This window comes from Thalassolituus sp. UBA675, assembly GCF_002297765.1.
Classification (GTDB): Bacteria; Pseudomonadota; Gammaproteobacteria; order Pseudomonadales; family Oceanobacteraceae; genus Thalassolituus.
This window is the reverse complement of record NZ_DBNJ01000022.1, coordinates 62,999-76,032: the sequence shown is the minus strand read 5'-3', so window position 1 is coordinate 76,032 and position 13,034 is coordinate 62,999. Positions and strand designations below refer to the sequence as shown.

Genomic DNA, 13,034 nt, shown 5'->3' with positions numbered 1-13,034 from the left:
TCAACCATTTAATCCGCTTACCCGCTTTATTCAGTTCACATTATTCAGCCCACATTCTCATCAGGTTGCTTCTGGCTTTTAAAATATGCAGCCGCGCCTGTCTATTTTCTTCCGTGTCTGCCATCTGTTGCAGCGCCAGGTACAGATCAAACAGCGTGCCGCGATGCTCTTCAGAGCGAACCTGGCTCTGAATCCAACCAACGGCTGCGTATCGGACGCCGCGGGTGACGGGGGCGACATAGTGCAGTTCGCGAGTCGGATAAATGTAAACCGACCCTTGGGGCAATTTAATCACGTCGTCCCCATCGTGCTTCTGCAGGATCAGTTCGCCGCCATCGTAGGTATCAGGGTCGGACAGAAACAAGGTGAACGACAAATCCGTTCTGGTTGCGTGAATAAACGCGTTGTCGACATGAGAACCGTAAGTCATGCCCTCATCATAGCGACTGATAATGATGTTGCTGAGTTTATCTGGAAACGCCGAGTTGGTGACCATCGGATGCTTACGCAGCGCTTGTTCAACGAGCTTTGTTGCCGCAATGATTTTGGGCGACTTAGGGTCGGCCTGAAGGTTCTTTTTTACGGCGCGGGCAGTCTTGCCTGCTGTTTTTTTACCATCCACAAACAGGTCGTCGCTGAGGCTGTTCAGAACCGCAGTTACAGAGTGGACATCCAACAGATTATCTACGAGAATTGTCATGGTATCGAAAATGAGAACTGATCGTATATGCTATTGATAGTAGCATAAAAATGTATCCGCAAAACGAATTTTCAGGAGACCTGAGTAATGGGTAAGCGCAACAAACTGTGGAAAAGCATCAGTGTGATCGGCCTGGCCGGCGCAGCAGGCATGAGCTTGAGTGCTTGTACCGAAGAAGAAAACGAAGGCGAAGCGGCGGTTGCGCCGATTGAGACCTCCGTTGATGCCGTTGCACTTGCTGGTGAAGGCGAGGGTGAAGGCGAAGTGATCTCTGCCGGTGAAGGTGAGGGCGAAGGCGCAGCAGCAACAGAGCTGACGTCTGATGATCTTGCTTATCTGACTCACCTCAGCCTGATTAAGGGTCACCTGTATGTCGGCGCCGAGCTCTACAAGGCTGGCCATATCGAGCACGCTAAAACACACATGAAGCACCCAGAAAGCGAGTTGTACGCTGATCTGGTTCCTGCTTTAGAAGCACGTGGTACCGCTGGCTTCGCGAAAGAGCTGACTGCCGTATCCGATGCGGTTAATGAGGAAAAAGGTGTAGAAGCTGTACAGACTGCGCTGGATACCCTGCTTGCCGCTATCGACACCAACGCTATGGCCGTTTCTGAAACCAGTGCGACACCGGCAGAGAAACTGAAGCTGGTTGTACAGCTTCTGCGTACTGCGGCGGATGAGTACGCTATCGCAGTGGTGGACGGCAAAATGGAAAATGCACACGAATATCAGGACGCATTTGGTTTCACTACGATTGCCACCGACTTGGTTGAAGGCATTGAGTCCGATGAGTCAGCGGTAACCGACGCGAAAGCAGCTACTCTTGCCATTCTCGCCGATGTTAAGCCGCACTGGCCTGGTCTGATTCCACCAGAGACCCTGAAAACAGAAGCGGGTGCTCTGTACGGTGCTGCGGCGCAGATTGAACTGCTGGCACTCGGCCTGTAACAGACTGATCCTGCCGTTTTAAAAAGAAGGTGGAGCATGGCTCCACCTTTTTTTTGCTTGTTTGATACCATGACAGCATGAGTGGCATTTCTATAATTAGATTGGTGTGTTCCGCCGTGGCAGGTGTGCTATTAGTCAGCACGCCCTCTCATGCTGCCGACTATTCAGGCAATGGGTCCTGGCATCTTGGGGCTGCCTATGAAACGGCGACAATTGATCAGAATCTTCTTGATACCGGTGCGTGGTCGTCCACTTATCCGAGGTTAACGGTCGGTGGTACCGGGCCTATGAATGCGCGATTTGAAATCAGTTGGACGCGCATGAGAGCCGATCGGGAAGGTGCGAATATTGTCGGCCTCGATGGCGATGTCTGGTTACCCTATGCTCTGGATGGAGCCCCCGCCTCACGATTGCGGCCCTATTTAATCCTTGGGGTCGGCTATCACAGATACTATGGTGAGACGTCGGTACTGGACGAGGAAGGTGCTGACAATGGCGCGCGCAGTCTGAACGCTGGTCTTGCGGTGGTGGGTAACCTGACTCAGACGACAGAACTCGTCGCTACATTCCGTTATCGCTATCTGACATGGGACGCACCCGATGATGATCTGGGTGAATCGGTCAGTGCTGCCAATGCCACTATCACCAGTGTATCCTTCGGTATACAGCAGCTTTTTTAAACAGAGTAGTTACATGCATAACCCATTTGAACCTTTAGCCTTCCGGGCCATGGTAACTCCTGATTATCCGGCGTTTTATGATGGTCAGTCGACACTGAATTATGCACAACTGCATAAAACCGTTGTGCAGGTATCAGAAAAGTTGGCGGAGGCCGGAATTGGCTCTGGTCATCGCGTGTATCTGCTGCTCCCCGAGAATCTGGCGTTTATTGCGACTATGGCGCTGTTTCATCGCGCCGCAGTCAGCTGTCTCGGAATCGCTGGGACTGATATCCCAGAGCAGCCAGAGTTCGATTTTGTTGTCTCGCTGAAAGCCGATAAAGATGTCAGTGGCATTCGTAACATTGGCCTCAGTCAGGACTGGTTTAATGAAGCTCGTAACATGCCGGGGCTGGAGCCGATGCAGGACTATTCTTCTGCGGAGGATATCTGTCGCATTATTCTGACCAGTGGCACCACCGGAAAGCCGAAAGCAGTAGGGCTGACGCCGGCAATGATAGAGCAGCGTCTCTATCGTAATCATCTGGTCTGGGGAAGTGCGACGGGGCATGATCTCAATCTGATGGGGCACTCCAGCATTGGTGGCTTCATGGGGTCATTGCAGACAATACAGGCGGGCAAGGTAGTGCTCCTGCCTGCGAGCGCCGAAGCGTTTGCCAAAGCGATCCGTACTTTTTATGTCACCTCTATATTAAGTTCCTCTACGGCACTTTTCCGCCTTGTGAACTCAAATGCGCTGTCAGCCGCTGACCTGAATGGTGTCCGCGAGATTCGTCTGGCGGGTAGTGCTTTGTCACCGGGGATGATCCACCGAATTAAACAGGTATGTCCTCAGGCGCGTATCTTCAATGTTTATGGCTCTACCGAAGTCGGTGCGGTTGGCATGGTTCAGGTGACCAGGCCGGAACTGGTCTGGAAAACAGCGATTGTTCAGCCGGGCGCGTCAGCGGAAGTCATTGACGATCAGGGCAGCCCGGTACCTGATGGAACCGAAGGTATTGTTCGGATACGCAGTTCGGGGATGGTCAGTGGTTACATGAAAGGTAGCCCGGATAACAATGAGTTCCGTGATGGGTGGTTCTATCCGGGGGACCGGGGTGTATTCCGGGACGGTGTTCTGTGTTTAACCGGACGGGAGTCTGAAGTAGTAAATCTTGGTGGGGTGAAGGTCAATCCTGCTGATATTGAAGCCGTGGCTGAGCAGATGCCGACTCTGACTGATGTTGCTGCCTGTCAGGTTGAGCGGGCAGATAACTCGGAGAAGCTTGCACTGGCTTATACCGCTGATAGCACCATTCCGGTATCAGAGATTGCGGAGTTTCTGAAGGCGCGGCTTGATGCGACGCTCGTCCCGACGGAGTATTTCCAGCTCAAAGAAATCCCGCGTAATGCGATGGGCAAAGTTAAACGACAGGAACTGAGTCGCGACCTGAGCGCTGTACTGCGCGGCTCAGGCAGCTAGCAAGGGGGCTTACCAGCTCTTGTATGGCAGGAATTTGCCATTCAGCGTGAGAAGAACACGGTCGCCTTTTGGGTCTTCGATTTTGTCGACTTCCATGGAGAAGTCGATGGCGCTCATGATGCCGTCGCCAAACTTCTCCTGGATAACTTCTTTCAGCGTGTCACCGTAGACGCCCACAATTTCGTAGAGTCGATAGATTAATGGATCAGTAGGGACAGCCTGATCCCATATTTTGGTTGGGTATGCTTCCAGCGCGGTGGCCATGCTTTGGTCAAATCCCAAATACTCTGCAATGGCCGCGGCCTTTTCGGCAGGGGCGCTGTTCATGCCCAGGCAGGCAGACGTCAGCCAGACAGGAGACATTCCAAGATCCGCCCCCATTTGTTCCCACGTCAGTTCTTTCTCAATTTTGCGGGCGATAATCGCCTCAGTCATCGTTGCTTTATCCATCGTTATCCCCTGTCAGTCCAGAAAGCACGACGGCTCATCGTGAGCCGTTTCGGTGCAATATCATTGGTAAAGGTCCCGTTTAAGGGAGCTAAAGGGATAACAGCAACTCTGGTGCCAGCTTTCAGATCGGGCGTTTGTGTATGTAGCTGACGAACATATCTTCGCGCAGTGGTCGACTGAACAGGTAGCCTTGATAATTACGGCAACCATGATCTTTCAGGTAGATCTGTTGTTGATCTGTCTCGACGCCCTCGGCAATGATATCCATATCAAGATTCTGACCAAGCTGGATGATGGCATCAACGATACTTGCTGGCCGGTTATCAGGGTTGATGTCCATCACGAACGCCCGGTCAATTTTCAACTTATCTATCGGCAGTTTCTGTAAATAGCTCAGAGACGAATAGCCTGTGCCAAAGTCATCCAGTGCAAAAGTGTATCCCTTGTTGCTGAGACGCTGCATTTTTTCCCTGATCAGATCTTTATCGCCCATAAACAGGCTTTCGGTAAGCTCCAGCTCCAGCACGCTGCTATCGATATCACAACTTTTCATGGTCTTATCGAGCTTGGCTTCGAATTCCGGGTCCATGAATTGGGCTGGGCTGATATTCACCGCCAGGCGCTTGAAGCTTGGCGGTAAGGATTTGTTTCTGATCCACTGGCGCAGTGTCTGGCAGGCATGGGTAAGCACCCAATCCCCCAGCGGCAGAATCAGGTTAGTTTCCTCAGCCGCGGCGATGAATACGTCAGGGTAAACGGATTGCCCGTTGTTGACCCAGCGACACAGCGCTTCGGCCCCGGTGACTTCACCCTCTGCATTGTGCTGAGGCTGATATACGAGCGTGAAACCGTTATCCCGAATAGCCTGATAAAGATCATTAAACAGGTGCAGGCGTTCGCGTGTTTCTTCCTGCATCCGATGGTTGTACAAGCACAATTGTGAGCGGCCCTGATGTTTTGCCCAATACATTGCTGTGTCCGCTTGTCTTATCAGGTCGTTTGCCCCGCAGTCGGTCGAGGGGAAAATCGAAATACCGATACTGGCAGTCATATGGAATTTATTGATATCGATACAGAAAGGCTTGCGAATAGCTTGAAGCACGGCGGTACCCAGCTCAACCGCTCTCTCTTCGGCAAGTTCATGCGCGCTGAAAACTTCATCAGGAATAATCAGAAACTCATCGCCCCCAAGACGGGCGATCAGGTCTTTCTCCCCGACGGTGGCTTTCAGCCGATGTGAGGCCTCAATAAGCAGGCGATCACCGATCGGGTGCCCTAATGAGTCGTTGATATTTTTGAAGTGATCAAGATCGATGAAGAGTACGCTACCGCAGGTCTTATCGTCTTCTGACCAGGCGATTTTCTTCTCCAGCTCCTGCAGTGCCATTCTGCGGTTAGCCAGCTCGGTAAGCGGATCGTAGTTAGCCTGGTACTCAATGAGCTCCTGCTTGCGTTTCACTTCTGAAATATCACGAATCAGCCAGATCAGAGCGTCCTGCATGTTTGCGTGCTCCTCTAGCGGGATCATCCGCGATTCGAGATAGAGGTCATCATGATTGAACTCAGTAATCACAAGTTCTTTCTTTTCCAGCGCCTGATTGCGGGCTTCCTCTATTTTTCGGGTCGCCGACAGGTTCAGCCAGGCCGTGAAGGGTGTTCCTGTCAGGTCTTCGTTAAGGCGCTGAACGCGCCCGTTGGGGTTACCGAAACGCCCGTTGATCACTCCTGTTGCGGTGACGAGCAGACCTATGTCAGGGAAACCCGCGGTAAAGGCATCGTTCAGTGCCTGCTGGTGGGCAATCCGTGTGGTGGTTTCATCGAGGTGTTCGCTGAGGTCGTTAAACGCTTCTTCCAGCTGTGCAATCTCAGTGGCACTGCGACTTTCAGGAATACTGGCGTATTTGCCTTGCTTTATCGAACTGGTCAGCTGTACCAGGTGCTTGACCGGGATAAGAATATATTTACGGAGAATCTGGCTCTGAACGACCAGGAAAATAATGACCAGCAGGGCGACAAGTATTGTTTTTCGGGCGAGAGAACGCAGCATAGAGTCGTAATCACTATGTGCATCATAATGCGCAAATAGCCACGCGCGGGTGTCCCTTTTTATGCTCTGATCCGTATTGCCGGTGTGTGGTGACACCGGGTATTTAAGGTTCACTGGGAATAAAGCATAGAACTCCGATTTGTAGCGCTCGATCTGGGGCTCCTGCACGCCAGTATTCAGGGAGTGACTGCTTAGCCGGTACTTGGTGTTGTGCAGCCGGTCGCTGGCGTTGCTTGAAAAAATAACGCGGTCCCCTGCTTCAGACAAAACAGCGAGATAACGCAGAGACGGGTCGTCAATACTCTCCCGGATCTGGTTCTCGACAACATGACTACTGCTTTGGCTGACGTGGTACTCCACGTTTTTGGCAATACTTTCCAGCTCGAAGCTTATACGCCGCTCCCAGTTACTCGAAAACTGTTCCAGTTGGAGCTGCAGTAACAGATAGCCAAGCCCACAGGTAATCAGCCCCAGCATCAGCAGGGACCAGTTCAGTAACAGTTGGGCGAGCGACCTCCGAGGCGTCACACTGACCCCCTGCTGGGCTTTTGGGGGTTCTGTGCCCCAAAATTGAACACTGCAGTCTGTTGCTTATGTGGTTGTCGCAGAATACTCACTGCATGGTGCACGATCGCGCGTGCCTCCCTGATAGCGGTTTGTTAATACTGACATTCAGTGTAGCAGTGCTGTAGCGGGTTGCCCGGGGTACGCATGGAGTGGCCTCTATTAGCCTCTATTAGCCTGATGGTGCCAATGTGGACAATGTGTTGGCCGGCCGGTTCGTCTATTGCTGTAGAGGTGATGAAGTGCCTGAATAGGTGCATAAAACTCGAGAATCACCGTGGAACGGTTCTGCATGTCGATAAATTGGAAGCACTACGAATTACAGGAGGGTTTCTACGATGAGCTGATCAGCTCGCCCGGAAACCCTAGAGTCCCCGCCCGGCAACTCGCCAACTATCTGAATAGCCTGACAGAAGAAGAAATACAGTCACGTAAGCTGGCCGCTGAGTCCACTATCAAAGATATGGGGGTTTCTTTCACCGTTTACAGTGAAGGTGAGAACATCGACCGCGCCTGGCCATTTGATATCGTGCCCCGGATCATATCGGCCCAGCAGTGGGAGAAAACAGCGGCGGGTCTGCGTCAGCGTCTGAAGGCGCTGAATATGTTTATTGATGATCTGTACCATGAACAGAAGATCATTAAAGACGGCGTCATTCCTGAGTTTGTACTGAAACAGTCGAAGAACTATCGACCTGAGTGTGAGGGCGTTAATCCGCGCTTTGGTGTCTGGGCGCACATCTGTGGGACCGATCTTGTCCGCGATGGTGACGGCCAGTTTTATGTACTTGAGGACAACCTGCGGGTGCCTTCCGGCGTTTCTTACATGCTCGAGAACCGTTCCATTATGAAGCGGGTTCTGCCTGAGGTGTTTGAAAAAGTCAGTATCGCGCCGGTTGGTGATTATCCAGAAGCTCTCTTTAATATGCTGGCTTCTTTGTCGCCACGTCAGAGCTCCAGCCCGGTGGTCGTGGTTCTGACTCCAGGCATTTTTAATTCGGCGTACTTTGAACATGCCTTCCTGGCTCAACGCATGGGGGCTGAGTTGGTCGAAGGCAGCGACCTCGTCGTCGGTAAAGATGACTGCGTCTATATGAAGACAATCTCTGGTCTGGAGCGGGTTGATGTTATTTATCGCCGTATTGACGACATGTTCCTCGACCCTGAAGTGTTTCATCCTGAATCAGTACTGGGAGTCCCTGGACTGATGCGTGCATGGCGCAAGGGCAAAGTTGCTCTGGCAAATGCGCCGGGTGCAGGCGTCGCCGATGATAAAGTCGTGTATGCGTACGTACCCGATATCATTCGTTATTATCTGAGCGAAGAGCCTTTGATTCCGAATGTCGAAACTTACCTCTGCTACGACGACAAGCAGCGTGAATACGTGCTGGATAACCTCGATAAACTGGTCGTAAAACCAGCTAACGAGTCTGGCGGTTACGGCATGCTGGTGGGCCCGCACAGTACTAAAAAAGAACGAGAACAATTTGCTGAGCTGATTCAAGCCAATCCGCGAAATTATATTGCTCAGCCTACGTTGGCGTTATCAACAGCGCCAACACTTGTCGGGCGCAGTAAAGTCGAGCCCCGTCACCTCGACCTGAGACCCTTCATCCTTCAGGGCGAATCAAGTTACGTAACGACTGGCGGACTGACGCGGGTAGCGATGAAAAAAGGCTCTCTGGTAGTTAATTCATCGCAAGGTGGTGGTAGTAAAGATACCTGGATTGTTGATACGTCTGCGGGGAAAGCCTGATGTTATCGAAAGTTGCTGAACGGGTTTACTGGGCCGCCCGCTATCTTGAACGGGTAGAAAGCACAGCCCGTATGTTGAGTATTTACGACACCCTGCTTTTCGACCTGCCGCGTCAGGTTAATCTGGGTTGGTATAACCTGATTGTAATTAACAGTCTTGAACAGGATTTCAACGAGCGTTATTCGGTGCAGGATGAGCGTAACGTGGTGAAGTTTCTGGTCGGCGACGACACGAACCCCAGTTCTACAGTGACCTCGCTCAAAGCCATTCGTGAAAATATCCGTACCACGCGCGATGTTATCCCGGCGGATACCTGGGAGCTGGTGAATGAACTGAGCCAGTATGTTCAGGATCATCTGCAGCAGGGCATTAATCGTCGCGACCGACATGAATTTCTGGGCAATGTTATCAGTGCCTGTCAGCAGATTATTGGTCTGTGGCAGGTCAATATGCCGCGCGATAGCGCCTGGGAAATGCTCAAGCTTGGTCAGAATCTTGAACGTGCCGATATGACCACCCGGAATCTGGATGCCGCGACAGCGGCCATCATGCAGATCGAGGACGATGATTTTGCTGTAAATAGCCAGCAGATTATCTGGGGAAATGTGCTGCGTTCTTTGAGTGCCGATCAGCCGTATCGTCGGGCGATGCGCAGTTCTGTTAAAGCGCCTCTGGTGTGCAGCTTTCTGCTGACAGACCCGCGTTTCCCGCGTTCTGTCGAGTATTGTCTCAACGACATGATTCAGGGTGTGAAGGCGTTGCCGCGTGCCGAAAAAATTATCGCGGATATCCGTAAGCTTCATAAGACTGTCACAGACCGTGCTGAGGATAGCGCTCCCGGCCCTGAAATGCGGGAAGCCCTGAACGATCTGCAGATTTCACTGCAGTATCTTCATTTTTCTATCAGTCGTACCTGGTTCCTGAATGATCAGGAACAACTGGCGGTGGCCCAATGACAATTACAGTCGCACTTAATCATAAAACCCGGTATGACTTTGATCGCCCGGTGTCATTATCTCCGCACGTGGTGCGTTTGCGTCCGGCACCTCACTGCCGCACACCTATCCGCTCATACAGTCTGAAAATAGAGCCGGAAGAGCACTTTATTAACTGGCAGCAAGACCCGTACGGTAACTTTCAGGCGCGACTCGTTTTTCCTGAAAAAAGTCGCTGCTTATCGGTAGAGGTTGAAGTAATCGCCGATATGACGGTGATCAACCCGTTCGACTTTTTTATTGAAGAGTACGCTGAGGAATTTCCGTTCAAATACGGAAAGAGCCTGAAGAAAGAGCTGGAACCCTACCTGCATTGCACCACCGAAGGTGAAATGTTCACCACGCTGCTGGAAAGTATTCCGCGTGAGAAAAAGCGTACCATCGATTTTCTTGTCGATATCAATATGCGATTGCAGCAGGACATCGATTATCTGGTGCGCATGGAACCGGGCGTTCAGACGCCGGAAGAAACACTGGAAAAAGGCAAAGGTTCTTGTCGGGATTCTGCCTGGTTGATGGTGCAGTTACTGCGTCACCTGGGGCTGGCCGCCCGTTTTGCGTCTGGCTATCTGGTTCAGCTCAAATCCGATGAGAAATCTCTCGACGGTCCTTCTGGCCCTGAAGCTGACTTCACCGACCTGCATGCCTGGTGCGAAGTCTATCTGCCGGGTGCTGGATGGGTGGGGCTCGACCCGACCTCTGGGCTATTTGCATCCGAGGGGCATATCCCACTTGCCTGCACGCCAGAGCCGAGCTCTGCAGCGCCAATTTCTGGCTTCACTGATGAGTGTGAAGTCGAGTTTACTTTCTCAAACGAAGTCACTCGTTTCCATGAAGACCCACGGGTGACCAAGCCGTATACCGAGTCAGAATGGGAAGACGCGCTGGCATTGGGCGAGAAAGTCGATCGTATTCTGAAAGATGAAGACGTCCGTCTGACAATGGGCGGCGAGCCAACGTTTGTATCTGTCGATGACATGGAATCCGCGCAGTGGAATACCGAAGCGCTGGGCAAAGACAAACTGGCATTAGCGAAAACCCTGTTGCTCCGTCTGCGAGACCACTTTGCACCGAAAGGCCTGCTGCATTATGGCCAGGGCAAGTGGTATCCGGGAGAAGAAGTACCGCGCTGGGCGTTAGGTTTATTCTGGCGTACCGATGGCGAACCTTTATGGCAGGACAAAGACCTGCTTGCCCGCGTAGATAAACATTACGGACACACCGAGGAAGACGCACGGGCATTTGCCCGACGGCTTGCAGAGTTACTGAACGTTCCGCAGCGTTGTGCTCAACCTGCGTATGAAGATGGACTGCATTATCTGCTGCAGGAGCAGAATTTACCGGAAAATATTGATAGCCGGATTGCCAGCAGCAAAGACAGCCTTGAGCGCCGTCGACTGGCACGGGTGTTAGAGCAGGGGCTGGACACCCCGACCGGGTACGTACTGCCGCTTGAGTGGAATTTCTACGGACATTGCTGGCAGTCCAGCGAGTGGCAGTTCCGCCGCGGGCGTCTGACTCTGATCCCGGGCGATTCGCCGATGGGGCTTCGTCTGCCGCTGGAGAGTCTGCCACCTGCGGAAGAAGATCCTCTGATTCAGGAGACTGACCCGCACCGCGAAGCCGGACCTCTGGAAACCGCCGATGCCGCAGTAAAAGAGGCTCTGGCACGTAACAGTCGCCCGGTAGCTCAGTCGCAACCGCTTACACCGACATCATCGACGCCTCCGGTGCAGAAACAGAGCGCTCAGAAGAAGGTCGAGGGCAACGAGAAGACTGAGTCTGCGGCGAAGAAAGACGATTATCGCTGGAAAAATCTGGTGCGTACGGCACTGGGCATTGAAGCCCGCGACGGTAAGTTACACTTGTTTCTTCCGCCGCTGCCTTACCTCGAAAGCTACGTGAATCTGCTGGCGCTGATAGAGCGGACAGCAATGGAGCTGGATCTACCTGTCATTATTGAGGGCTATGAGCCGCCGAAAGACCATCGCATGCAAAAGCTGTTGGTGACTCCTGATCCGGGCGTGATCGAGGTGAATATTCACCCGTCAGACAACTGGTCCGACATGGTCAGCAACATGACTGAGTTATATCAGGCTGCCAAAGAAAGCCGCCTGAGTACTGAGAAATTCATGTTGGATGGTCGTCACACGGGAACCGGAGGTGGCAATCACATTACCTTGGGTGGTGCGACGCCTTCGGACAGCCCATTTTTGCGACGGCCTGATCTCTTGCGTAGCTTCGTTACCTTCTGGCAGAACCATCCGTCGTTGTCGTATTTGTTTTCTGGCGCCTTTATTGGCCCGACCAGTCAGGCACCCCGAGTCGATGAGGGCCGCGATGAAGCTCTGTATGAATTGGAAATTGCTTTTCAGCAGATGCCTGACGGGGACGTCGCACAGCCCTGGTTGGTTGATCGCCTGTTACGTAATCTACTGATTGATATGACGGGTAACACGCACCGAGCAGAATTCTGTATTGATAAACTGTTCGCACCGGGCAGTCCGTCCGGGCGACTGGGCATTCTCGAATTCCGTGGATTTGAAATGCCGCCGCATAGCCGTATGGCACTGGTTCAGGCGCTTCTGCTTCGTGCTCTGGTCGTACGGTTCTGGCGGAAGCCCTACAAGCAGAAGCTTGAGCGCTGGGGTACTCGTCTGCACGATCAGTTTATGCTGCCGCACTATATCTGGCAGGACATTAAAGATGTGGCGGCCGATCTGCAGGAGCATGGTCTGGATTTCCGTGCTGAATGGTTACTGCCTTTCCGTGAATTCCGCTTCCCTCACTATGGCACGGTGAATCTCGGGGATATGTCACTTGAATTGAGCTGGGCTATTGAGCCATGGAATGTACTTGGTGAAGAAGTCTCCAGCTTTGGTACCGCGCGCTACGTCGATTCTTCTGTAGAGCGTTTGCAGGTTCGCGTTACCGGCATGACTGGCAGCCGCTATATTCTGGCTTGTAACGGACGTAAGGTGCCGCTGCGGGCCACCGGTAAACATGGTGAGTTTGTAGCAGGTGTGCGTTACAAAGCCTGGGCGCCACCTTCGGCACTGCATCCGACCATTGATGTTCATGTTCCCCTGCATTTCGATCTGATCGACACCTGGAACGGGCGCTCGGTGGGTGGAGCGACCTATCATGTGTCTCATCCGGGTGGGCGCAGCTATGACGTATTCCCAGTGAATGCTGCTGAAGCCGAGTCCCGCCGTGGCAATCGTTTCACCACGACAGATCACACACAGGGGCCTTATACGCCTCGCCCTGAGATTGATGCCATGCGCGAATTTACTGCGCATACAGATGTCAGGCCGATGAGTGCCCCGGCGGAAGAGTCGTATGATGAGTATCCTCTGACGCTGGATCTCAGAACTCAGCCTAAACGCTGAGAATCTGCCATAATTGCGGCCAGATAACCTGAGATAGCCA

General features: G+C 52.5%; 9 protein-coding genes. 6 read left to right on the top strand and 3 right to left on the bottom strand.

Annotated elements, in window-relative coordinates:
- Positions 1-40 precede the first annotated feature (40 nt).
- Positions 41-700 (bottom strand): Fe2+-dependent dioxygenase, encoded by a 660-nt coding sequence (locus B3007_RS09245; RefSeq protein ID WP_068436084.1) that lies wholly within the window; start codon positions 698-700, stop codon positions 41-43.
- A gap of 87 nt (positions 701-787) precedes the next feature.
- Between B3007_RS09245 and B3007_RS09240 the strand changes: the two genes are divergently transcribed.
- The 3 genes from B3007_RS09240 (at position 788) to B3007_RS09230 (ending at position 3,790) form a co-directional block, all read left to right on the top strand.
- On the top strand, positions 788-1,648 hold the full coding sequence (locus B3007_RS09240; RefSeq protein ID WP_068436868.1) for a hypothetical protein: 861 nt from the start codon (positions 788-790) through the stop codon (positions 1,646-1,648).
- 116 nt (positions 1,649-1,764) lie between these two features.
- On the top strand, positions 1,765-2,328 hold the full coding sequence (locus tag B3007_RS09235) for a hypothetical protein (RefSeq protein WP_273088001.1): 564 nt from the start codon (positions 1,765-1,767) through the stop codon (positions 2,326-2,328).
- Between the two features lie 13 nt (positions 2,329-2,341).
- Complete coding sequence (locus tag B3007_RS09230) at positions 2,342-3,790, top strand: class I adenylate-forming enzyme family protein (RefSeq protein ID WP_301377182.1); 1,449 nt, start codon at positions 2,342-2,344, stop codon at positions 3,788-3,790.
- Positions 3,791-3,799: 9 nt separating this feature from the next.
- Here B3007_RS09230 and cynS read toward each other — a convergent pair whose 3' ends face one another.
- Both cynS and B3007_RS09220 read right to left on the bottom strand, forming a co-directional pair.
- On the bottom strand, positions 3,800-4,240 hold the full coding sequence (cynS, locus tag B3007_RS09225) for a cyanase (protein WP_297531356.1): 441 nt from the start codon (positions 4,238-4,240) through the stop codon (positions 3,800-3,802).
- Between the two features lie 121 nt (positions 4,241-4,361).
- Entirely contained in the window at positions 4,362-6,815 is a 2,454-nt protein-coding gene (locus tag B3007_RS09220; protein WP_301377184.1) for a putative bifunctional diguanylate cyclase/phosphodiesterase, read from the bottom strand.
- Positions 6,816-7,143: 328 nt separating this feature from the next.
- On the opposite strand from B3007_RS09220, the gene B3007_RS09215 reads away from it, so the two are divergent.
- Genes B3007_RS09215 through B3007_RS09205 form a run of 3 tightly spaced genes read left to right on the top strand, consistent with a single transcriptional unit; the run spans position 7,144 to position 12,994 of the window.
- Complete coding sequence (locus B3007_RS09215) at positions 7,144-8,607, top strand: circularly permuted type 2 ATP-grasp protein (RefSeq protein ID WP_068436878.1); 1,464 nt, start codon at positions 7,144-7,146, stop codon at positions 8,605-8,607.
- Positions 8,607-9,563, top strand: coding sequence for an alpha-E domain-containing protein (locus B3007_RS09210; protein WP_301377187.1), 957 nt, complete (start codon positions 8,607-8,609; stop codon positions 9,561-9,563). Before B3007_RS09215 ends, B3007_RS09210 begins: the two co-directional genes overlap by 1 nt.
- Entirely contained in the window at positions 9,560-12,994 is a 3,435-nt protein-coding gene (locus tag B3007_RS09205; protein WP_068436881.1) for a DUF2126 domain-containing protein, read from the top strand. Before B3007_RS09210 ends, B3007_RS09205 begins: the two co-directional genes overlap by 4 nt.
- Positions 12,995-13,034: the final 40 nt, after the last annotated feature.